At 70.5% G+C, this 20,379-nt stretch carries 21 protein-coding genes; 9 read left to right on the forward strand and 12 right to left on the reverse strand.

The window, feature by feature from the left end:
- Positions 1–24: 24 nt before the first annotated feature.
- Positions 25–1,008: a GlxA family transcriptional regulator gene (locus DKM19_RS07695; protein WP_110695101.1), complete on the reverse strand. Its 984-nt coding sequence runs from the start codon at positions 1,006–1,008 to the stop codon at positions 25–27.
- 111 nt (positions 1,009–1,119) lie between these two features.
- Between DKM19_RS07695 and DKM19_RS07700 the strand changes: the two genes are divergently transcribed.
- Together DKM19_RS07700 and DKM19_RS07705 are read left to right on the forward strand one after the other, a co-directional pair.
- Positions 1,120–2,094 carry an NADP-dependent oxidoreductase gene (locus DKM19_RS07700; protein WP_110695102.1) on the forward strand — a complete coding sequence of 325 codons (975 nt, stop codon included), beginning with the start codon at positions 1,120–1,122 and terminating at the stop codon, positions 2,092–2,094.
- A gap of 132 nt (positions 2,095–2,226) precedes the next feature.
- The gene (locus tag DKM19_RS07705) at positions 2,227–2,913 is read left to right on the forward strand and encodes a bifunctional 2-polyprenyl-6-hydroxyphenol methylase/3-demethylubiquinol 3-O-methyltransferase UbiG (protein WP_110705544.1); all 687 of its coding nucleotides are present in this window, start codon (positions 2,227–2,229) and stop codon (positions 2,911–2,913) included.
- A 61-nt stretch (positions 2,914–2,974) separates the two neighbouring features.
- On the opposite strand, the gene DKM19_RS07710 is transcribed toward DKM19_RS07705, so the two are convergent.
- On the reverse strand, positions 2,975–4,114 hold the full coding sequence (locus DKM19_RS07710; protein WP_110695103.1) for a LacI family DNA-binding transcriptional regulator: 1,140 nt from the start codon (positions 4,112–4,114) through the stop codon (positions 2,975–2,977).
- A 50-nt stretch (positions 4,115–4,164) separates the two neighbouring features.
- On the opposite strand from DKM19_RS07710, the gene DKM19_RS07715 reads away from it, so the two are divergent.
- Complete coding sequence (locus DKM19_RS07715; protein WP_110695104.1) at positions 4,165–5,466, forward strand: MFS transporter; 1,302 nt, start codon at positions 4,165–4,167, stop codon at positions 5,464–5,466.
- A gap of 303 nt (positions 5,467–5,769) precedes the next feature.
- Positions 5,770–6,987: an MFS transporter gene (locus DKM19_RS07720; protein WP_110695105.1), complete on the forward strand. Its 1,218-nt coding sequence runs from the start codon at positions 5,770–5,772 to the stop codon at positions 6,985–6,987.
- A 282-nt stretch (positions 6,988–7,269) separates the two neighbouring features.
- Here the strand turns inward: DKM19_RS07720 and DKM19_RS07725 are convergent, their stop codons facing one another.
- The 4 genes from DKM19_RS07725 to DKM19_RS07740 form a co-directional block, all read right to left on the reverse strand.
- On the reverse strand, positions 7,270–8,202 hold the full coding sequence (locus tag DKM19_RS07725; RefSeq protein ID WP_110695106.1) for an acyl-ACP desaturase: 933 nt from the start codon (positions 8,200–8,202) through the stop codon (positions 7,270–7,272).
- Positions 8,203–8,334: 132 nt separating this feature from the next.
- Complete coding sequence (locus tag DKM19_RS07730) at positions 8,335–9,117, reverse strand: DUF998 domain-containing protein (RefSeq protein WP_110695107.1); 783 nt, start codon at positions 9,115–9,117, stop codon at positions 8,335–8,337.
- Positions 9,114–10,325, reverse strand: coding sequence for a glycosyltransferase (locus DKM19_RS07735; protein WP_110695108.1), 1,212 nt, complete (start codon positions 10,323–10,325; stop codon positions 9,114–9,116). The genes DKM19_RS07730 and DKM19_RS07735 overlap by 4 nt, the downstream gene beginning before the upstream one ends.
- A gap of 11 nt (positions 10,326–10,336) precedes the next feature.
- Entirely contained in the window at positions 10,337–11,167 is an 831-nt protein-coding gene (locus tag DKM19_RS07740) for a DMT family transporter (RefSeq protein WP_110695109.1), read from the reverse strand.
- A 210-nt stretch (positions 11,168–11,377) separates the two neighbouring features.
- Between DKM19_RS07740 and DKM19_RS07745 the strand changes: the two genes are divergently transcribed.
- Positions 11,378–11,776, forward strand: coding sequence for a lipocalin-like domain-containing protein (locus tag DKM19_RS07745; protein WP_110695110.1), 399 nt, complete (start codon positions 11,378–11,380; stop codon positions 11,774–11,776).
- A gap of 33 nt (positions 11,777–11,809) precedes the next feature.
- On the opposite strand, the gene DKM19_RS07750 is transcribed toward DKM19_RS07745, so the two are convergent.
- Positions 11,810–12,439 carry a DedA family protein gene (locus DKM19_RS07750; protein WP_110695111.1) on the reverse strand — a complete coding sequence of 210 codons (630 nt, stop codon included), beginning with the start codon at positions 12,437–12,439 and terminating at the stop codon, positions 11,810–11,812.
- 424 nt (positions 12,440–12,863) lie between these two features.
- Positions 12,864–13,337: a TspO/MBR family protein gene (locus tag DKM19_RS07755; RefSeq protein WP_110705545.1), complete on the reverse strand. Its 474-nt coding sequence runs from the start codon at positions 13,335–13,337 to the stop codon at positions 12,864–12,866.
- A 112-nt stretch (positions 13,338–13,449) separates the two neighbouring features.
- Here DKM19_RS07755 and DKM19_RS07760 point away from each other — a divergent pair, with 112 nt between their 5' ends.
- A complete protein-coding gene (locus tag DKM19_RS07760; RefSeq protein WP_110695112.1) occupies positions 13,450–14,406 on the forward strand; it encodes a hypothetical protein in 957 nt (318 codons plus the stop codon).
- A 104-nt stretch (positions 14,407–14,510) separates the two neighbouring features.
- Here DKM19_RS07760 and DKM19_RS07765 read toward each other — a convergent pair whose 3' ends face one another.
- Positions 14,511–15,317, reverse strand: coding sequence for an STM4013/SEN3800 family hydrolase (locus tag DKM19_RS07765; protein ID WP_110695113.1), 807 nt, complete (start codon positions 15,315–15,317; stop codon positions 14,511–14,513).
- 411 nt (positions 15,318–15,728) lie between these two features.
- Positions 15,729–16,385, reverse strand: a complete 657-nt coding sequence (locus tag DKM19_RS07775; RefSeq protein WP_110695115.1) for a VC0807 family protein — start codon at positions 16,383–16,385, stop codon at positions 15,729–15,731.
- A 467-nt stretch (positions 16,386–16,852) separates the two neighbouring features.
- On the opposite strand from DKM19_RS07775, the gene DKM19_RS07780 reads away from it, so the two are divergent.
- Positions 16,853–17,197, forward strand: coding sequence for a luciferase family protein (locus tag DKM19_RS07780; protein WP_143653235.1), 345 nt, complete (start codon positions 16,853–16,855; stop codon positions 17,195–17,197).
- A 126-nt stretch (positions 17,198–17,323) separates the two neighbouring features.
- Here the strand turns inward: DKM19_RS07780 and leuE are convergent, their stop codons facing one another.
- Complete coding sequence (gene leuE, locus DKM19_RS07785) at positions 17,324–17,974, reverse strand: leucine efflux protein LeuE (protein WP_110695116.1); 651 nt, start codon at positions 17,972–17,974, stop codon at positions 17,324–17,326.
- Positions 17,975–18,254: 280 nt separating this feature from the next.
- Here leuE and DKM19_RS52470 point away from each other — a divergent pair, with 280 nt between their 5' ends.
- Both DKM19_RS52470 and DKM19_RS07790 read left to right on the forward strand, forming a co-directional pair.
- Positions 18,255–18,389, forward strand: a complete 135-nt coding sequence (locus DKM19_RS52470) for a hypothetical protein (RefSeq protein WP_255415507.1) — start codon at positions 18,255–18,257, stop codon at positions 18,387–18,389.
- The gene (locus DKM19_RS07790) at positions 18,389–19,603 is read left to right on the forward strand and encodes a YeiH family protein (RefSeq protein WP_110695117.1); all 1,215 of its coding nucleotides are present in this window, start codon (positions 18,389–18,391) and stop codon (positions 19,601–19,603) included. Before DKM19_RS52470 ends, DKM19_RS07790 begins: the two co-directional genes overlap by 1 nt.
- Positions 19,604–19,837: 234 nt before the next feature.
- On the opposite strand, the gene DKM19_RS07795 is transcribed toward DKM19_RS07790, so the two are convergent.
- Positions 19,838–20,320, reverse strand: coding sequence for an Lrp/AsnC family transcriptional regulator (locus DKM19_RS07795; protein WP_239514135.1), 483 nt, complete (start codon positions 20,318–20,320; stop codon positions 19,838–19,840).
- Positions 20,321–20,379 lie beyond the last annotated feature (59 nt).

A 20,379-nucleotide genomic window follows, 5' to 3' on the forward strand; every position in this document is an offset into this window, starting at 1 on the left:
GGCGGCGGCTGTTCCGAAAATCGATCAGCACGGTGTGCTCACCGGTGCGTGGTCGTCGGCGCGGAACGTGTGGCGGTAGGTCGTGGGCGAGACGCCGGTCGTGGCCACCAGGTGCTGGCGCAGAGAGGTGGCGGTCCCGAAGCCCGCCTCGTCGGCGACGCGATCCACCGTTAGGTCGGTGGTCTCCAGCAGGCGGCGCGCGTGCTCGACCCGTTGCCGGGTCAGCCACTGGCCGGGGGTCATCCCCACCTCGTCGCGGAAGCGCCGGGAGAACGTGCGGACGCTCATCCGCGCGTGACCGGCCAGCTCGGCCAGCGAGAGCGGCCGATGGAGCTGATCGAGCGCCCATGCGCGGGTCGCGGACGTGGTGGCCGCCGACGGTTCGGGCACCGGACGCTGGATGAACTGCGCCTGGCCGCCTTCGCGCCACGGCGGTACGACGCAGAGGCGGGCCACCCGGTTGGCGACCTCGCTGCCGTGGTCGCGACGCAGGATGTGCATGCACAGGTCGATGCCGGCGGCGACCCCCGCCGCGGTGAGCACGTCGCCGTCGTCGACGAACAGGACATCCGCATCGACCTTGACCTTGGGGAACATCCGCTGGAAATGGTCGGCCTCGTTCCAGTGCGTGGTCGCCTGGCGGCCGTCGAGCAGGCCCGCGGCGGCGAGGACGTACGACGCGGTGCAGATCGACACGATGCGGGTGCCTCGCCGGAGGCGGGTGAACGCATCGGCCAGCGGTTCGGGGAGCCAGTTCCTGCCCTCCCCGGGGGCGCACGTGAACGGAGGGATCACCAGGGTGTCCGCCGTCTCGAAGGCCTCGACCCCGTGTTCCACGGTGACGGCGAAGTCGGCGTCCGTCGTGACCGGGCCGCCGTCGAGGCTGCAGGTGATCACCTCGTAGAGCGGCTCGTCACTCTCTCCGACCGCGGTGCCGAAGATCCGGACGGGGATGCTCAGCTCGAACGGATAGACACCCTCAAGGGCCAGTACGACGACGCGGTGCATGGCCGGATTCTTTCACATGTTGGCTATCTGGCCACTCGTCGGCGTCTGCCGATTCCAGCACCGTTGGTCGCACACCGCAGGGAAACCGAACGAGAGCAAGGAAACGTGACTATGCGCGCCATCGGTCAGGAGTCGCTGGGAGGGCCCGAAGTGCTGAAGGTGGTCGAGGTGGACCCTCCCGAACCGGGCGCTTCGGAGGTACTCGTCCGGGTCCACGCGGCCGGAGTCAACCCGACCGACCGGTGGAACCGGGCCACCGGGGGGCTGCTGGGCGGCTCGCCGGTCAGGCTGGGGTGGGACGTGTCCGGCGTGATCGAGGCCGTCGGGGTCGGCGTGACGATGTTCAAGCCCGGCGACGAGGTGTTCGGCATGCCGCGGCACCCGCGGGAGGCGGGCACGTACGCGGAGTACGTGACCTCCCCGGCGCGGCACCTCGCTCGCAAACCGGCCGGGCTCTCCCACGTGGAGGCCGCCGCGCTTCCCCTGGCCGCGCTCACCGCGTGGCAGGCGCTGGTGGAGACCGCCGACGTACGTCCGGGTCAGCGCGTACTGATCCACGCGGCGGCGGGCGGCGTCGGCCACCTCGCCGTCCAGATCGCCAAGGCGCGCGGCGCGTACGTCATCGGCACCGCCCGCTCGGCCAAGCACGCCTTTGTCCTCGGCCTCGGCGCCGACGAGGTCGTCGATTACACCCGGGTCGATTTCGCGTCGGCCGTCCGCGACGTCGACATAGTGATCGACACCATCGGGGGTGACTACGGACCACGCTCACTTCGGACCCTGCGTGACGGCGGCATCGTCGTGTCGCTCGCCTCACCGGCCGAGGCGTCTCTGGCGTCCGAGGCGCACGCGCTCGGTCTCCGGGCCGGGTTCATGATCGTCGAGGCCGACCACGCGGGGATGAAGGCGATCGCGGCGCTTGTCGAGACAGGACGGCTGCGCGTCGAGATCGACACGGTTCTGCCGCTCGAACAGGCGGCCAGGGCCCACGAGATCGGCGAGGCGGGCCGTACGACCGGAAAGATCGTCCTTAGCGTCGTCGGCGAGGACCCGTTCGGGTCGGAAAGATCATCCGACCTGCGGTGACGCGCCGGCGAACCGACCGGGGACCTCCTTCCGCCGGGTGCCGTCAGCGAGGCCGGCCGGTTGGCCGAAGAAGTTCATTTTGAGCGCCTTGCGGCCGTCCGTCGCGCAGGATGGTCGCGCAGGATGACGGTCATGGAATCACGGCGGTTTTATCACGGCACCGGCCCGGGACCGATCACACCGGACGGTTGCGCGGTCGACTACTACGCGATGCTCACGCCCAGCGGTGAGCCGGAGCGCGTTCACGCGGCGATCCCGGAGGGGGCGTCCATCCTGGAGCTCGGTGCGGGCGCGGGCCGGATCACGCACAGCCTCCTGGCCCTCGGGCACCAGGTGGTCGCCGTGGACGAGTCGCCCGAGATGCTCGCACACGTCAGGGGGGCCGAGACGGTCTGCTCCTCCATCCAGTCCCTGGCGCTCCACAGGGTGTTCGACGTCGTCCTGCTCATGTCGTTCGTGATCGAGACGGCCGACGACGAGCTGCGCCGGGCGTTTCTGAGGACCTGCCGCGAGCACGTCGCCGATGACGGGTGCGTGATCCTGCAGCGCCAGCCTCCCGGGTGGTACGACACGATCCAGCCCTTCGAACGGGACACCGGTGACGGCCGTACCGTCCGCATGACGGAGATCAGCCGACCGGAGCCCGGCCTCCTCGCCGCCACCATGGAGTACACGGTCGACGACCGGCGCTGGACCCACTTCTTCCTCAGCCGCCGCCTCGACGACGACTTCCTCGAGGCGGAACTCGGTGAGGCGGGCCTGACGATGTCCGGATTCCTGGACGGCGACCGCGGATGGGTGCGCGCGGTGCCGCGCTGACCTGTGCGCCCGGCGCGATCGAACCTCGGCGGATCCGGCGTCGAACGGATCCCGGCGTGGGCTAGGGCCGACGGGTGGAGGCGCGTCTGACCAGGTTCCAGGCGACCTCGGCGTCCCGGTCGGTGGAGGTGAGACGGCCGAGGGCGATTCGGGCGCAGCGGGCGCCCTGGTCGCGTAGTGACTGGGCGATGGTGGTGAGTCCGGCGGGGGCGGCGGCGTCGGTGTCGTCCCAGCCGCTGACGGTGACGTCACCGGGAACGGCGAACCCCAGGCGGGCGGCGGCGCGGAGAGTGCCCAGGGCCAGCTCGTCGCCCATCGCGGCGATGGCGTCGCAGGCGTCCGGGCCGGTGAGCAGCTCGGCGGCGAGCGCCTCGGCCTCGCGGGCGCTGTTGATCGAGCAGACGGCCACGCGGACCTGCGACCACTCGCCGCCGGCCTTGGCCCAGGCGTCGCGGAAGCCGAGCAGGCGCCGGCGGGTGACCCGGAAGGTCGCGGTGTCGGGGTCGATCCCGGACGCGGTGCCGGCGGTTGTGACGTCGGGGTCGGCTCCGGTCGCGGCGTCGGGAACGGTGCCCGCGGTCGCGGCGCCGAAGGCCACGGTGGAGATTCTGTCGCGGTCGAGCGGAAAGCTGAGCACCGCCGGTCGTCGCGCGCCCGCGAACACCTCGCGGCCCACGGCCTCGGCGGCGGCACGGTCGTCCACGGCCACGAAGGAGAGGCCGTCACGGCGCGGCCCGCCGTGGACCACGGCGGGCAGGCCGGTGGCGGCGATGGCGTCGATGACGGGATCGTCGTCGGCGGTGGTCCAGACGACAAAGCCGTCGACGGCCGCCTCGGTGACCCGATCGACGTCGGAGGGGCCTCCGGTGATGGGGACGAGGGTCAGCGCCATGCCGTGGTCGGCGCAGACTCCTGCGACGCCGGACAGGAAACGGGTCGCCTGCGGGTCGTCGAAGGCATAGGTGAGGTGTTCGCCGAGGACGACCCCCAGGGTGCCGGTACGGCCCCGGCGCAGCGAGCGCGCTCCGGGGTGCGGGCCGGGGTAGCCGAGGCGCTCGGCGGCCTCGCGGACCCTGGCCCTGGTGTCGGCGGAGACCCGCTCGGGCCGGCCGTAGGTGTAGGAGACGGTCATCACCGACACCCCGGCCGCGTGGGCGACCTCCACCATGGTCGCTCGCCGCCGGGCCGCCGTCTCGCTCATGAGCAGAGGATATCTATTCAGGATTATGATCTTTGTGTATCGTTACACGCATGCCGATTCCGAAGGGCGCCGTCCGCGCACGCACCGCCTGCGTAAGCTTCGCCGCCTTCGGTGGTTTCTGGGGTGTCTGGGGCGCTTCGGTGCCCGCGATCCGGGCCCAGGCGGAGATCGGTGACGGCCGGTTGGGGACGGCGTTGCTGTTCGTGGGTGCCGGGGCTCTGCCCACGATGCTCGCCACCGGAAGGGCGGTGGATCGCTGGGGATATCGGGTGACGGCCGCCCTGCTCGTGGTGCTCGGCGCGGTGGGGGTGGCGGTGGCCGCCACGGCACGAGACTTCCTGAGCCTGTCGGCGGGCCTGGCGCTGCTCGGCGCGTCCTCCGGTGCGGCGGACGTCGCCATCAACGCGGCGGCGGGCTCGGCCGAACGAGCGGCGGGAAGACCGGTCGTCATCCGCGCACACGGGTTCTTCTCCGCGGGGGTGGTGCTCGGCAGCCTCTCCACCGGGCTGCTGGCCGGTCTCGGGACACCGGGCATCGTGCCGTTCCTTCTTGTGGCGGCCCTCCTGGTGGGAGCGGGCCTCGCCGTCATGGCCGACGGACGGGCGGCCTCCGCGGTGTCGGGCGTGGACGGGCGGGCCGCTTCGGTGGTGCCGGACGCGGGCGGGCGGGCGGTCTTGGCGGGATCGGAGCGCGATGCGGCACGTGGGCCCGCGTCACGAGGAACCGGCGTGCGCCTGGTGCCCCTGCTGGTGATCGGAGGGCTGGGCGCCCTGGCCTTCGGTCTGGAGAACGCCCACCAGAGCTGGGGGGCGGTCTATCTCGCCGACATGCTCGACGCGGGTCCGGTGCTCGCCGCGGCCGGCCCGGCGGTCTTCGCCGCCATCGTCGCCCTCACCCGCTTCACGGCGGGTTCGGTGGGATCTCGCCGGGCCACACCCCTGCTCGTCGCCGGCGCCACGACGGCCGGCGTCGGAACCCTGGTGGTGGCCGTCGCCGATGCCGTGCCGATCGCCCTGCTCGGGCTCGCCCTGGCCGCGGCCGGTACGGCGGTGCTCTTTCCCACACTGATCAGCCTTGTCACCGCACATGTCGACGACGCCGCGCGGGGGCGGGCGACGTCCATCGTGACCACCGTGGCCTACCTGGGGTTTCTCGCCGGGCCGGTCTACGTCGGACGCTGGGCCGAGGCGACCGGCCTCTCCGGGGCGATGGTGGCGGTGGCCGCCCTGGCCGCCACCCTCGCCATCCTGGCCTGGCCGGCCCTTCGGTCGGTCGTTCACCCCGGCTCCTCGTGGGATGTGATCCCGGATGATCCCAACCTCGTCAGGAAGGCTCCCAGTCTTGACCCGTGACATCGCATCCCACCGGAGGTCGAGGAAGGTCTCCAGCGCCGACCCGTGACATCTCACATCCCACCGGAGGCCGAGGAAGGACTTCAGCCCCGGCCCGTGACGGCAGACCCCACCGGAGGCCGGGCATGTTTCGTGGCATAAACTCTGGGGCCGTTGTGTTCTGAACGGACGCACACCCCGAACGAACACACGCACTGACCGCTCGGCGGCCGCGACAGCGGTATCACCCCGGTCGAAGCCCGTCACCCCCGGCGGGCTTCCGAGCCGGGCGGAGTCTCCGTCTGGATGTTGGATGGAGATCCGTTGAAGTCGTATTTCGCCGTGCTCGGCTCGCCCGGAGCATGGCGCTTCCTCGTCCCCGCGTTCGTCGCGCGCCTGCCGTACGCGATGCTCCAGCTCGGCGTCCTTCTGCTCGTGCACTGGTCCACCGGTTCGTACGGCGCGGCCGGCATCGCCGCCGCCGCTGCCGCGGTGTCACCGGCGCTGGTCGGCCCGCAGACCGGACGGCTCGCCGACAGGTACGGCCAGGCGAAGGTGCTGATCCCGCAGGTCGTCGTGCACGCCGCCGCGCTGGGCGCCCTGCTGCTACTCGCCTCGGCACACGCCTCGGCGGTCTTGCTGGTGGTCGTCTCGGCGCTGGCCGGCGCCACGGTGCCGCAGGTCGGCTCGATGGTCCGCGCCCGCTGGGCGCACGTGCTCGGCGGCTCGGGCAGGCTGAGCACGGCCTTCGCCCTGGAGTCCATCACCGACGAGCTGACCTTCACCCTCGCACCGGTACTGCTGGTGGCCATCTCGACCGGTTTCTCGCCGGTCTGGGCGCTGCTGGTGGCACTGGTCATGGTCGTGGCCGGGACGCTCGTGTTCGCCGTGGTCCGCAAGGGCGCCCCCGAGCCGATGCCGGTGCGGGTCCGTTCCCGGTACGGGGTGCTGCGGCTGCGCGGCGTGGCCGTGCTCGCGGTGGCCTTCGTCGCCCTCGGCACCGTCTTCGGCAGCCTCCAGGTCGGCATCACCTCCTACACCGCGGCCCTCGGCCAGGCCGCCGCTGCCGGGCCGATCTACGCGAGCTTCTCCGGCGCCAGCTTCGTCGGCGGCATCCTCTACGGCGTGGTCAACTGGCGGATCGGCGCCCCGGCCAGGCTGGCCGCCACCCTCGGCCTGCTCTCCGCGGCCACCGTCGCCCTGACACTCGCCGGATCCATCCCGCTGCTGTACGGCGGGGCGGTCGTGGCCGGGTTTGTCATCGCCCCCGCCCTCATCACCGGCTACACCCTGGTGGAGGGCCTGATCCCGGCCGAGGTCAGGACCGAGGCGTTCGCCTGGCTCAACGGCTCCGTCGGCCTGGGCATCGCCCTCGGCGCGGCCATCGCCGGTCAGCTCGTGGACCGCTTCGGCGAGGCCCTGGCCTTTTTTGTCCCTCCGGTCACGACCGGCCTGGCCGCCCTGCTCGTGCTGGCCTTCCTGCGCAGCCTGCGGCCCGGAGCCGACCGCTCCCAGGCCCGCGAGCTGGTCATGACCGTCTGAGAGCCGAGTCCGTGAGCCGGTCACGGCTGCGTGAGACCCGGGCCTGTGATTTCTCGTGAATCGGTCATGGCCGTGTGAGGCTCGGGCCCGTGAGCCGGTCATGATCGTGCGAGGCTCGGGTCCGGGAGCCGACCGGGCACGTCGAACGCGTCGTCGCACCGGGACCGCCAAGGGCGTCAGGACCATCGAGGGCGTCGGGACCGCCAAGGGCGTCGGAAACGCCAAGAGGGACCGCTCGGAAGCGGTCCCTCTTTGGAGAACGATCAGGCCGGGAGGAGGGGGTCAGGCGCCGGCGGCCTGGCGGGCGCGGCGGGCCTCGCGGCGCTCGACGAAGCGGGAGGCGGAGGTCTCGATGCGGGCGAGGAACTCCGAGAGCTCGTCGCGGGCCTTCTCACCGTCGGCGTCGAGGTCCGTCATCTCGAACACGCCCCACTGGCGCAGGACGGGCATGAGGACGTCGTCGATGTGCAGGCGCAGGTCGTAGATACCGGCGTTGGCGATGGTCATCGCCTTGCGGGTGAAACCCTCGATTCCGGTGCCGGGCATCTGGAAGGTGGTGACCACGTCGGTCACGGCCCGCATGGTCTGGGCGGGGGCGAGCTTGAAGGCCGCGTTGAGCAGGTTGCGGTAGAAGAGCATGTGCAGGTTCTCGTCGGCGGCGATCCTGGCGAGCAGGCGCTCGCAGTTCGGGTCCTGGGAGGCCTTGCCGGTGTTGCGGTGGGAGATCCGGGTGGCCAGTTCCTGGAAGGAGACGTAGGCCAACGAGGGGAGCACGCCGTCATAGGAGTTGGTGAAACCCTCGCCCATGTGCACCATCCGGGCGCGCTCCAGCGCGACCGGGTCGACCGCGCGGGTGACCGTCAGATAGTCGCGGATGGCGACGGCGTGCCGGCCCTCTTCGGCCGTCCACCGGTGGACCCAGGTGCCCCATGCCGCGTCGCGGCCAAAGGTCGTGGCGATCTCATGGTGGTAGCTGGGGAGGTTGTCCTCGGTCAGCAGGTTGACGATGAGGGAGATCCGGGCCTCTTCGGGGATCTTCGAGTCGGTCTCGGCCCAGGCCTCGCCACCGAAGACGCCGTCGTAGTTCGTCCCCTCCGACCAGGGGACATACTCGTGCGGGAACCACTCCTTGGCCACCGCGTGGTGCCGGTCCAGCTCACCGGCGACAACGGGCTCAAGCTCCAGCAGCAGCTCGGTCTCACTGAACTCACGCATAAGGCTCTCCCTCACAGACTACGGAACCGTAACCTACGTTAGCGTAGGTTGATCGGAAGCGGTAAGCGAGATATGTCTCATTGGACGCCTATTGGCGGATTTGGCGAGGCCGCAGCCGGGCAGCCGGAACGGTCATGTGGAGTGGAGGCCGACCGGCTCGCGAGGGCGCCGGGCGTCGTCCGCGGACGGCTGGGCGGGGACCGTCGCGCGGGCGCCGAGGCGGTCGGCTCCAGGCGATCGGTGAGTGAGGGGGAGCGCGCTCTCGCGCTTCCGGTCGTCCGCGTCGCGGGGAGCCGGAACCACGCTCGCGCGATTCCAGCCGCCCACGCCGCGGGCGGCCAGGAAGATCAACACGATCTCGGTGAGCACCAGCAGGCGTTCGATCAGACCGTAGTATTCGGAGCCGTCGATCAGATCCGCGGTCAGTGAGCCCGGGTGAGCCGCGAGGAACGCCGCCAGGAACACCACGGACAACGCACTGACGGCCGACAGCGCCCGATCGCTGGAGCGGCGGCCGAGCATCCAGCCCGCGCAGGGCAGAGCGGTGAAGACCACCGCCGCCGACCAGCGGTGGATCTCCCCGCCGATCGACACGACGTCGGGCGCCGAGTCGGTGGGGAATCCCGCGGTGAGAAGGAGGCCCAGCGCGGCGGCGAGGAGCAGCACACGTGCCGCGGCACTGCGCGCCGGGTCCACCCGTGCCAGGCCGAACGCGGTCCACAGGGACCCCATGGCCAGCATGATCGTGCCACCGACCAGCGCCCAGGCGCTGGTGCCGACCAGTGCGTAGTCACTGATCAGGCCGCTCGCCGGGTTCACCGTGTCGGCCGCGGCCACGTGCGCGTAGGCCATCGCGGCCAGGGCGAATGCGGCCCCGGCCATCCCCGGCCAGCGTGACAGGGGGGTTCCGTTCATCGAGCCACCTCCTGGTAGATCGCCTCGAAGCGGGAGAGGGAGGCCTGGTGGTCGTGGGTCACCGCGATCGCACGGCTCGCGGCGCCCATGGCGGCGCGCAGGCCGGGCGAGCCGAGCAGGCCGGTCAGGTGGCGGGCCAGTTGCTGGGCGTCCCCCGGCGTGAACAGGTAACCGTTCTCGCCGGGCCGTACCAGATGGGGCAGGGCCATCGCGTCGGCGGCGACGACCGGCAACCCGGTGGCCATGGCCTCCAACGTGGCGATGCTCTGCAGCTCCGCGACGCCCGGCATGGCGAAGACGTCGGCGGCGGCGTAGGCCTGGGGGAGCATCTCGTCGGGGACGAACCCCAGGAAGATCACTCGGTCCCCGACCCCGATCCGGCGCGCGAGCTTCGCGAGCGCCTCCCGCTGCCCGCCGGTGCCGACCAGGGCGATCTGGGCGTCGGTGTTGTTGAGGACGTACGGCAGGGCGCGGATGAGCTCGTCCAGCCGTTTCTCCTCGTCCAGGCGTCCGACGAACAGCACGGTGTCCCGGTCGGGCAGGTCGAAGGCCTTGCGCGCCCACAGCTTGGGCTCGGCGCGCGGCTGGAACCTCTCCAGGTCGATACCGCAGGAGATGGGCTCCACCGAGCGGCTGAAGCCCTTGCCCATGAGCAGCCCCGCCGCGATCCGGGTCGGCGTGGTCACCCGGTCCACGCGGGAGAAGACACGGTTGAAGTCGCGCCAGGCGATCGCACCCGCCCGCACGCGGAGCCGTTCGGGGATGTGCGCGAACTGGAAGAGGTTGTCCGGCATGAAGTGGTTGGTCGCCACCACCGGGACGCCCTCGCGCCGGGCGGCGGAGATCGAGGCCCGGCCGACGACGAAGTGCCCCTGGACGTGGACCACATCCGGGGCGATCTCCTCGACAAGCCGGTCCAGCCGGGTCGGTACCGAGATCCGCATGGTCGGGTGGACCAGCAGCGGCGCTGAGCGCAGCCGGTGCACGGTCACCCCGTCCACGCGGTCGACCCTGGCCGGCCCCTCGTCCGAGGCGCAGACCACGTGGACGTCGTTTCCCCGTTCCGCCAGACCGCAGGCCAGCCGGTGGGTGAAGTAGGCGGCGCCGTTCACGTCCGGCGGGTAGGTGTCGGTCCCGATCATCACCCGGCGCGGCCGGGAGGCGAGGGAGCTGGGAGCGAGCGCGGGGGCGGCGACTGACATGACCATGGGGGCTCCGTTCATCGGGCTATCGCGTCGTGCGTGGGGGACATCGGGGTGGTGCGTGCCAGCGCGACGGTGCCGGCGGCGGTGAGCGCCGCCGCCGCCAGCGCGATGAGCATGCTCGACGTGCTGGTCGGCAGCGGTTCGCCGAGAAGAAGTGCGCCGAAGGCGACGGCGGTGAGGGGGTCGGCCACCTGAAGGGTGGCGAAGGAGATGCCGAAGTGGCCGACGGCATAGGCACGCTGCAGCAGGGCCAGCGCGATCAGGGCGGGCATCGGGACGGCGAGCAGGAACCAGGGCTCCCAGTTCCCGTCGACCAGGACGCGGGTGAGCGTGGCGGTCGCGCCGTACAGCACCCCTGCCGCCATGGCGAGCAGTCCGGCTCGCGCGGCCGGTGAGGCCTGCCTGGCGGTGATCCACAGCGCGAGAGCGGCGGTGGCCGCCCCCGCGAGCAAGGTCGCCGCCCCTCCCGTGCTGAGGTGGGGGTCGCCGGTGTGCTCGGGCACGACCAGCACCAGACCGATGAGCCCGATGGCGATCACGGCCGCGGCGGCGAGTTCGCCGGGCTGGGGCCTGCGGCGTTGCAGGGCGGCGGCGCAGGGCAGGGCGAACAGGAGGCTGGCCACGCCCATCGGCTGGACCACCGTGAGGGGGCCGTACTTCAGCGCGACGATGTGCAGGGCGGTGCCGACCGCGATGGCGAGGCCGCCGAGCAGCCATCGGGGACGCCTGATCAGGTGACGGAGGTTGACGTTGACCGTACTCGCCGCTTCGAACTGTTGTAGCGCGGCGCCGAGTGCGAAGAACAGTGATCCCAGCAATGCCAGACCGACCGCCAACACAGTCATGCGCACTCCTCTCAAGCAGATGAAGACATGGCGAGATGTCCGAAGCGCCTCGCTGAGGCGTCCGGATGTGGTCTTTCGGTGGACTAGTGGCAGCGTCCCGCGAAGGTGGCGCTCAGGCCATCGGGGTTCACCCTGACTTCGGGGCGAATTCCCTGAGATTCGCGTCGGGGCTGTTGACCTGCTGGCTTCGCTTATCGTAGTTTCGCGAGCATGGATCTGGTCGGAGCCTGGAAGCTGGTCGAGTGGCGGATCGTCAGTGCGGCCGGGCGGGTCTCACATCCCTTCGGCCCGGACGCGGTGGGCCTGCTCTGCTACACATCCGACGGCCACATGAGCGCGACCGTCGCACGGGCCGGGCGCGTCCCGCTGCCCGCGGAGACCGCTCGGCACGCGTCGGCCGAGGCGCAGGCCGAGGCGTTCGCGTCCTTCTTCTCCTGCGCGGGACGCTACGAGCTCCGAAACGGTCACGTGGCCCACGACATCGAGATGGCCCTCAACCCGATCTTGGTCGGCACCCAGATCCGCGAGCTGAACTTCGACGACGACCGGCTCGTCCTGGCCGCCGAGGAGAACGGCAGGTGGCACACGATGATCTGGGTACGTCCCTGAGCGCGGCCGGCACGCGCGGTGGAGGTCCGGCCGTCAGTCGTTCGAGGCGACCAGGACCGGCTCGGGCTCCCGGACGGTACGGCGTCGCCGTACGTGCCGGACGATCTCGACGAGCGCGGTGATCGTCAGGGCGATGCCGAGACCGAGCAGCAGGCCCTTGATCGGGTCGTTCTCGAAGGCCGCGCCGCCCACGTAGCCGATCAGCCCCGAGTAGATCGCCCAGGATCCGGCGGCGACGGCGTCGAAGAGGGCGAACGAGCGCCGGGGGTAGGCGACCGCGCCCATGGTGATGGTGCAGGCGGTCCGGCCGCCGGGGATGTAGCGGGCCACCACCAGGACGAGCCCGCCGCGCTCGGCCAGTGCCCTCTCCGCCCAGCCGAACGCCTTACGGCTGCGCCTGCCGTTGCGCAGCCGGTCGTTGGTGGTGCGCCCGATGGCATAGGAGATGTGGTCACCGGCGAACGCGCCCAGGGCGGCCGCCACGATCACCAGCGCGAGATTGGGCGCGCCGGTGGCGGCGGCGAACACACCCGCCGTGATGACGGACGTCTCGGCGGGGACCACGGGGAAGAACCCGTCGAGCATCGCCAGCGCGAAGAGGGCGAGATAGACCCAGGGGGAGCTCATCACATCGTGCAAGGCGTCAAGGATGGTCTGTGTCATGGTCGTGCTCCAGTCAGGGTCGGGGGGATCCACACAGCACGCTGCCGACCCGGTGATCTCAGGGCATCCGGGGAGGACCCCGGTGTTCGCTCGCCGTGTCCCTGAGTTCGCTCAGGGACCGTCGTGCCCTGAGCTCATCGGGGGATCGGTCCCATCGACCCTAGGAAGAGGACGAAGCACGGCACATCGCACGAAAGGTTGCCCCCACCCCCCACTTTCGTCAGGGGGCCCGTTACCTCGGGGGAGCCCGCGGTCCTGGCCCGGCTGGTCATCTCGGAGGGAGGAGCCGCTCACCTTGGGGGAAGGGGGCGCCACGGTCCTGGCCCGGCTGGTCATCTCGGGGGAAGCCGCGGCCCCGGCCCGGATGGGGGCACGCGGCCGGGCCCGGATCGCGATCCTCACCCGCCGGGCGGGGCCGCCGGGCTCAGTTGAGCCGCCAGATGGCGATGGTGAGCGATGCCGCGTAGGTGACCCAGAGGAGATAGGGCACCAGAAGCCAGGCGGCCGGTCGGCTGATCCGCCGGAACATCATGATGTTGACCACGATCGCGAGCCAGAGCACCGCGATCTCGGCGACCGCCAGGCCGTACCGCTCCGCGCCGAAGAACAGCGGTGTCCACGCCGCGTTGAGGATCAGCTGGGCCGCGTAGACGCCGAGCGCGGGAGTCCAGCCGCGCGCCGACCAGGCGAGCCAGCCGGAGATCGCGATCATGACGTAGAGCACCGTCCAGGCCGGGCCGAACAGCCACTGCGGCGGCGCCCAGGGCGGACGCTCCAGCGACATGTACTCGCTGCCGGCGTTGATCGCGGACAGCGATCCCACGACCGCCACCAGCACGAGTGCCAGAGCGAAGACCGGAAGCCCTGCCCAGCGTTTCGGTTGCCGTGCGATGACCATGAAACCTCCCTGCCCTTTCTTCGGGCCCACACGCTGATCGGTTTCATCCGCGGGGAAACCGATCCTGCGGAGGCCGGAGATCGGGGCCACCGGAGTGGTACGTATAGATCACATGACCGAAGCGAACGACGGCACGCGGGCGGGAGCGCTTCAACTGGCGGCCGCCGCGACAGTCGTCGCGGGTGTGCTCCCCTACATCGTTCTAAAGATCACCTGGTTGGCCGGCGGCAACCTGGGCGTCGAGAATCCAGCCGTGATCGAGGACGGCGGTTTTTTCGCCCTCAACCTCCTCACCTTCTGCATGGACCTGGTGGCGTTGCTGGTCGTGCTGGCCCTGGTCAGGCCCTGGGGCCGCCGGATCCCGGCAGGGCTGATCCTCCTGCCGATGTGGGTCGCCACGGGACTGCTGGTCCCCATCTCGATCCAGGCTCCGCTGGGCGCCCTGGCCGCGCTGTTCGGCGGTGCTCCGGTCATCCCGGGAAACCTGGTGGCCGGATGGGTCTACCTGGTCGTCTACACCGGGTTCGTCTGCCAGGGGCTGGGCCTCACGATCGCGTTCGTCCACCACGCCAGGCATCGCTGGCCGCTGGTGTTCGCCACCCGGGTCGAGGACGGCCCGCCGAGCCCGACACGGGAGCTGCAGGTCTTCGTGGCGCGGGGGACCGTGCTGGTCGCGGGGATCCTGGCGACTCTGAACCTGAGCTGGGTCCTCGGCTCTCCCCTCGGACTCCCGGCGGACGTGATCGCGGGGCGTTCCTTCATGTTCTACCTGGGGTACGGGGTGAACGCGGCGGTGGCGATCGCCGCGGCGGCGGGCCTGTGGATCGTCATCGGCCGGCGCTCCGGCAGGCCACTCTGGGTGCCGGTGACGCTGGCCTGGATCGGTTCGGGTGCCATGTTCGGATGGTCGATGTGGCTGATGCTCGTCGTCCTGACCCCGAACGGTTTCACCACCGGCGGCCCCGGCAGTGCGGGCGTGGTCAGTCTGGTGAGCCTGTTCACGCTGCTCACGGGTCTCGTCGCGGGTCTCACCGGCGCCTTCGCCCTGGCCGAGCGGGTCCGTTCTTAGGCGGCCTCGCTCCTGGAGTGTCTCGCCGGCGGGGAGAGGCGGCCCTCACCTGATCCGGGTGCCGGACCGGTCGGTGGTTTTTTCGCGCGTGTCCCGGCCTCGGGTCACCGCCATTCTCCCCGGTTCATCGTGAACTCTCCGTACGGCACGGTCCAGACGACCTCGTGGCCGATGCGGTGGCCGGTGTATCCGTCCTCGCCGTAGGCGGTGCCGTGATCGGAGCAGACGATCGCGAATCCCGGCCGCCGGGCACTCATGGCGGCGAACAGCCTGCCGATGTGCCGGTCCACGTACTCCAGCGCGGCGGCGTGACCGGCGTGGCCGTCGCCGCGCTCGCGGGTGCCCTCCGGCAGATGAAACCAGTTGGGCTGGTGCAGGGCCGAGACGTTGACGAACAGGAACACCGGTCCGGCAGCCCCCGCGACCGCCCGCTCGGCGCACTCGATCTGCGCCTCGAACGAGGTCGGCGAGGTGACCCCGAAGGACTGCTCCCAGTGGCTCTCGGCGAACATCCCCGGGAGGGTGGAGCCGAGCGGGGTCCGCTTGTTGAAGAACCCCACCCCTCCGATGCAGATGGTGTGGTAGCCGGCCCCGGCCAGCCCCTCGGGCAGGTTGGGCTCGTCGAACATCCATGTGCGCGGGACCGTCGTCTCGCTCCCGTGGAACGCGGCGGCGAACAGCCGGGGGTGAGGGCCGGGCGCGACGGGAGTCGGCAGGAACCCCGCCAGGATCGCGGCGTGCGCCGCGTAGGTGAAACTCCCCGGGCTGTGCCGCCGCTCCCACCGCCCGCCCGGCAGCGCGCGCTCAAGAGTGGGCAGCCGCCCGGCCGCCATCAACTCCTCGGCCACGTCGTAGCGGAGTGTGTCGAGGGTCACCAGCAGCAGGTCGTGGCTTCCCACGATCTCGTTCATGTCATGCATTCCGCTCCCTCTCGTCACCGGGGCCGTCTTTTTCCGGCACGTGTTGTGCGAGGGTGAGGCCAAGGGGCCAAGCGCCGGTGACCATGGCATCCTTCAGATGCTTGACCCTCGCCCCCGGACGAGCAAGCTCCTGAAAATCCGGCGAATCTGCCACGATGTCTACGGCTAGCCTGCCATGGATCTTGCGGCAGAACTGCCGTGCATACTTCGGCAAATCCGCCACTCCGTTAACCGCTGGCGACCATCCTGGCCCGGCTCACCCTCACCGGGGCGGGCGAGACGCAGGGTGTGCGCACGCACCTCATGAGGCTGGTCCGGATCGGCCGATCGACCGACCGGTGCGTGTCCTCGTACTCGCCACGAGCAGCGGTCATAACCAAAGTCCGCGCCGGCTGATCCGCGCTAAGCGGATCCGGCGGTGAGGGCGGCGGGGGCGGGGTCGTGGTGGAGGCGGCGCAGGACGCGGCGGAAGGCGTAGAGGGAGACGGCCACCGCCAGGCCGGTGATCACGGCCACGGCCGTGGTGCGGACCAGCAGGTAGGTGCCGACCGATTGGTGGACCAGGAGCCAGATGCTCACCGTGGAGTTGGTCAGCAGCACGAAGGCCCACAGCAGGGTGATCCGGGCGAAGAAGCGGCGAACCCGTTCGTGTTTCAGCACCGCCGAGGGCAGGTGGATGTAGTCGAGGGTCAGCTTCTGCACCAGCGGGCGGTTCAGCCGCACCGAGGCGAGGAAGACCATGCTGATGCAGATCGTCCCGAGCTCGGGCTGGAGGAGGAAGAACTTCATGCTCCCGCTCCAGAATCCGATCAGCGCCCGCACGGTGATCGCGATCGCGGCGAGGACCATCGTCCCGGGCACCGGGATCCGCCGGATCAGTCGCCAGCCCACCCCCGCGTACACCCAACTCACCGCGGTGATCAGCGCACCGTGCTCGCCCAGGAGGGCCAGCGCGGCATAAAAGACGGCGAGGGGGGCGACCACGCCCTCCAGGAGCTTGGGCACCGCTTGCCGAGCCAGAACCGCAAGGCGAGGAAGGACGACGGGCGGATAGCTCATGACACTCCACGGAACGGTGGATTACAGCAGAGGCTGAGAACTCGGGCCTACCCCGGTATGAGGCCGTCAGACGTGTCGGGCCTGCCGCATGGGCTTATGAGGGGGGATCAGCCCGGAGTATTTGCTGGCCACTCACCGTACCCGACCCGGATCGATGCCTTTGCTGGAACCGCTGAATACCCTGGCGGCCGCCCCGGACCGGGTCGCAGACCGTCTCGACGGGAACCGGCCGACACCGTTACGAGCTCTCCGGGGCGGGGCGTGGATCGCCTCTGCGGGAACCGGCCGACACCGTCACGAGGCCCCTACGGGCCGGGGCGTAGGTCGTCTCCGTCGGAATCGGCGAGCATCGCCTCCGCCGCCGGATCGAGCCGCGGATCGTCTTGGTTAACGGAAGGTTCGTCACTCGGATAACGGTTCAGAAACGGGAGCTTTCCCGAATGGGTCCAGTCCGCGACGATTGAGGCATGGCAGTGCGCGCGCACACGTCCGGCCGCTCGACCGATGGTGTTGCGAACGTGGCGGCCCAGCTCATCTGCTGGCCCGCCCTGGCGCTGAAACGCACTCGCAGGGGGCTGGGCTTCCGGGCCAGCGGCCGGGAGATCGTCAGGATGCGCGGAGACCACACCGCGGAGCTGCTGCTCACGACCCCCATGATCGACCGATGGGCCCGGGTGCTCACCGACTGCCACCGGGTCACCCCCGGCACGGACGCCGGATGGGTGATCATGACCATCGACAGCAGGGCCGACGCCGAGCTGTTCCTCTCGCTCGTCAGCGTGGCGATCAAGGTCAACCAGACGCCGCGGTGATCGGTCTCGATCCGAGGCCGATCGAGTGCCGGTCGGCCGGTCTCGCACCATGGCCGACCAGGCGTCGCGGTAACCGGCCTCGGGGTCATGGTCGGTCGCGGTGCGGTAGCCGGCCTCGGGCCAAGGTCAGCTGAGCGTCGCGGTGGCCAGCTTCGCGCCGAAGCCGAGGAACAGCATGCCCACTCCCGTGCTCAGCCCCGCCGACAGCTTGCGGCGCGCCCGGAACTGATTGGCCAGGAAGGTTCCGCCGAAGATCAGCGCCGACAGGTAGAGCACGCTGAACAGCTGGCAGATCGCGCCCAGGATCAGGAACGACAGCGCCGGCGTGCCGTAGGCGGGATCCACGAACTGGATGAAGAACGAGATGAAGAACAGGATCGCCTTCGGGTTCATCAGGCTGATCACCAGGGCCTTGCGGAACGGGTCCTCCTCGGTCCGCTCCGGCGCGGGGGCGGCCTCCGCGCTCGCGGGCCTGCGCCAGGAGCGCCAGGCTCCCCGCAGCATCTGGAACCCGATCCACGCCAGGTAGGCCGCTCCGGCGTACTTCACGACGTTGAACAGGATCGGTGTCGACTTCAGAAGCGAGGCGACCCCGGCCGCCGCGAGCACCATCAGGACGGTGTCGCCGATGAAGACCCCCGCCGCTCCGCGATACCCCTGCCGCACCCCACGCTGCGCGGCGGTGGCGAGCACGTAGAGGGAGTTCGGGCCGGGGAGCAGGATGATGAAAAAGGCGCCGAGGACATAGGTCCATAGATCGGTGATACCGAAGAACACGGTGATGCTCCAGAGGGCGTTACGGGATGCTTCGTCACCTTACTCCCAAAGGGTGCACCAAAAGACTCCCCGAAGGCGCCGTGGAGGGACTTCGCGGAAGGGCTTTCAGGGAAGGCACCCGAAGGCTCTTCGGGAGGGCTTCGGAGGGGGTCCGCCGCCCCGTCGGCATCGGAGGCCGTCGAAGAGGATCCGGCTCGCCAGATCTATTTACCTTTAATTCCTATCTATTTACTATGGAATAGCTCGGGGCGTACCGCAAGACGGTGAGTGAGGTCGTGAGATGAGCGAGACAGGTCCCCCGGCGGGTGACGACGGCCGGACGGCGATCAACGAGGACTGGGCGGCCACGATCGTCGGGCTCGTGCTGCTGGTGCTGGTGCTCACCGGGGTCATCCCCGTCGGGCTGGTGCCCTGATGAGTACCGAGGAGCGCCGGGACGCCCCGGCAGGTACGCCAGACGGTCTCGCGGCCGATACATCCGGCGGTCCCGCGGTCGGCACGTCCGACCGCCCTGAGATCGATGCGCCCGACGGTCCCGAGGTCGCCTCCGGCGCCGGATGGGTGTGGGCGCTGCTCGGCGTCCTCGTCGTCCTGCTCCTGGCCGCCGGCACCCGCTACCTGGACAGGAACGTACCCGACCTGCTCGCGGGCACCGCGCTGGAGGACATCGGCGCGGCCGTCGAGTATCCGGTGTACGCGATCATCCTCGGCCTGGTCGGCAACGCGATCCTGACCGCGACCGGGCTGCGCGACCGGCTCGCCGGCGGATTCCGCACCGAGTTCTTCATCAAGACGGGCCTGGTCCTGCTGGGCGCCTCGATCAACCTCAAGGTGATCGCCACGGCCGCCGGTCCCGCGATCATCCAGGCGATCGTGCTGATCACCACGGTGTTCCTGTTCACCTGGTGGCTCGGCGGCAGGCTCGGCCTGGACGACAAGCTCCGCGCGCTGCTGGCGGCCGCGGTGTCGATCTGCGGGGTGAGCGCGGCCATCGCGGCGGCGGGCGCGGTGCAGGCCAAACGCGAGCAGCTCGCCTACAGCGCCAGCCTGGTGATCGCCTTCGCCCTGCCGTCCATCTTCATCCTGCCCTGGCTGGCCGGCGTGTTCGGGCTCAGCCCCGAGGTGGCCGGGGCGTGGATCGGCGGCAACATCGACACCACCGCCGCGGTGACCGCCGCCGGTGCGATCGTCGGGGACGAGGCGCTCGCGGTGGCGAGCATCGTGAAGGTCACCCAGAACGCCCTGATCGGCGTCGTGACCATCGCACTGACCGCCTACTTCGCCTTCCGGGTCGAGCGCCGCGCCGACGCGAAGCGCCCGGGGCTCGGCGAGTTCTGGCGGCGCTTCCCGAAGTTCGTGCTCGGCTTCGTCGCGGCCTCCGTGATCGCCACCTGGTGGCTGTCCACGGTGAGCGCGGCGGACGGCAAGGCGACCATCGGCGTGGTCAACGACCTGCGGATCTGGTTCCTGATCCTGGCCTTCGTCAGCATCGGCCTGGAGTTCCGGGTGGCCTCGCTCAGAGAGGCGGGTTGGCGCCCGGTCGGTGTCTTCGCCGCCGCGACCGTGGTCAACGTGGTCGTGGCCCTCGGTCTGGCCCTCCTGCTGTTCAGCGGTTTCAGCGTCGCGTAAGGCCCGTTCGGCGGCTTCGCCGTCAGGTGAAGCCGGGGTCCGGTACGGCTCGCCGTACCGGACCCCGAACTTGTCTCGTCACGCGCGTCGCGGGTCCGGCCGAGGTTGTCCAGACGGCCGTAAGGGATGTTTCCGTGCGCGTCTCCATCCTTGGGCCGCTAGAGGCCGAAGCAGGAGCGGGGCCGGTGGTCGTGGCCGGGTCGCGGGTGCGGGCGCTGCCGGCGGATCGCGGGCTCAGCCGAGGTCGGCCAGGGGCTGGACCCGGTGCGGGACCACGGTGGACAGGGTGATCACCGTGCTGCTCCGCCGTACGCCGGGGATGGCCAGGGTCCGGTCGATGACCTCCTGGATGTGCTCGTGGTCGCGGCCGGCGACGCGGCACCAGACGTCACCGGGGCCGGTGACGATGTGCGCCTCCAGCACCTCGGGGATCGCGGACAGGGCGGCGGAGATGTCGGCGCGGGAGACCTGCTCCACCTCAAGGGTGGTGAACGCCTGGACGGGGTAGCCGAGGGCGCCGGGGGAGAGGTTCGGGCCGAAATCGGTGATCACACCGTCGGCGATCATCCGGTCGAGGCGGGCCTGGACGGTGCCCCGGGCGACGCCGAGGAGGCGGGCCAGCTCCAGCAGACCGCTCCTCGGACGCTCCCTGATCAGATGCAGCACCTTGCGGTCGAGGTCGTCCAGGCCGTTCTTCCCGGTCCTTCTGACTGTCAATCTGCCCACCTCCGAGGCGCCGCGCCGACCGTTAACTGCCAATCTGACAGTGAAATGAC

It is taken from the genome of Streptosporangium sp. 'caverna' (genome assembly GCF_003203775.1).
In the GTDB taxonomy this organism is placed as follows: Bacteria; Actinomycetota; Actinomycetes; order Streptosporangiales; family Streptosporangiaceae; genus Streptosporangium; species Streptosporangium subroseum.

What these genes read in the sequence shown, in the direction of transcription:
- DKM19_RS07700 (WP_110695102.1), top strand. Translation starts at nt 1,120, where the DNA reads ATGCGCGCCATCGGTCAGGAGTCGCTGGGAGGGCCCGAAGTGCTGAAG.
- DKM19_RS07780 (WP_143653235.1), top strand. Translation starts at nt 16,853, where the DNA reads ATGGCAGTGCGCGCGCACACGTCCGGCCGCTCGACCGATGGTGTTGCG.
- DKM19_RS07715 (WP_110695104.1), top strand. Translation starts at nt 4,165, where the DNA reads ATGCCGATTCCGAAGGGCGCCGTCCGCGCACGCACCGCCTGCGTAAGC.
- DKM19_RS07790 (WP_110695117.1), top strand. Translation starts at nt 18,389, where the DNA reads ATGAGTACCGAGGAGCGCCGGGACGCCCCGGCAGGTACGCCAGACGGT.
- DKM19_RS07730 (WP_110695107.1), bottom strand. Translation starts at nt 9,117, where the DNA reads ATGAACGGAACCCCCCTGTCACGCTGGCCGGGGATGGCCGGGGCCGCA.
- DKM19_RS07710 (WP_110695103.1), bottom strand. Translation starts at nt 4,114, where the DNA reads ATGAGCGAGACGGCGGCCCGGCGGCGAGCGACCATGGTGGAGGTCGCC.
- DKM19_RS07695 (WP_110695101.1), bottom strand. Translation starts at nt 1,008, where the DNA reads ATGCACCGCGTCGTCGTACTGGCCCTTGAGGGTGTCTATCCGTTCGAG.
- DKM19_RS07755 (WP_110705545.1), bottom strand. Translation starts at nt 13,337, where the DNA reads ATGGTCATCGCACGGCAACCGAAACGCTGGGCAGGGCTTCCGGTCTTC.
- DKM19_RS07775 (WP_110695115.1), bottom strand. Translation starts at nt 16,385, where the DNA reads ATGAGCTATCCGCCCGTCGTCCTTCCTCGCCTTGCGGTTCTGGCTCGG.
- DKM19_RS07765 (WP_110695113.1), bottom strand. Translation starts at nt 15,317, where the DNA reads ATGAACGAGATCGTGGGAAGCCACGACCTGCTGCTGGTGACCCTCGAC.
- DKM19_RS07735 (WP_110695108.1), bottom strand. Translation starts at nt 10,325, where the DNA reads ATGGTCATGTCAGTCGCCGCCCCCGCGCTCGCTCCCAGCTCCCTCGCC.
- DKM19_RS07725 (WP_110695106.1), bottom strand. Translation starts at nt 8,202, where the DNA reads ATGCGTGAGTTCAGTGAGACCGAGCTGCTGCTGGAGCTTGAGCCCGTT.
- DKM19_RS52470 (WP_255415507.1), top strand. Translation starts at nt 18,255, where the DNA reads ATGAGCGAGACAGGTCCCCCGGCGGGTGACGACGGCCGGACGGCGATC.
- DKM19_RS07760 (WP_110695112.1), top strand. Translation starts at nt 13,450, where the DNA reads ATGACCGAAGCGAACGACGGCACGCGGGCGGGAGCGCTTCAACTGGCG.
- DKM19_RS07705 (WP_110705544.1), top strand. Translation starts at nt 2,227, where the DNA reads ATGGAATCACGGCGGTTTTATCACGGCACCGGCCCGGGACCGATCACA.
- DKM19_RS07745 (WP_110695110.1), top strand. Translation starts at nt 11,378, where the DNA reads ATGGATCTGGTCGGAGCCTGGAAGCTGGTCGAGTGGCGGATCGTCAGT.
- DKM19_RS07750 (WP_110695111.1), bottom strand. Translation starts at nt 12,439, where the DNA reads ATGACACAGACCATCCTTGACGCCTTGCACGATGTGATGAGCTCCCCC.
- DKM19_RS07740 (WP_110695109.1), bottom strand. Translation starts at nt 11,167, where the DNA reads ATGACTGTGTTGGCGGTCGGTCTGGCATTGCTGGGATCACTGTTCTTC.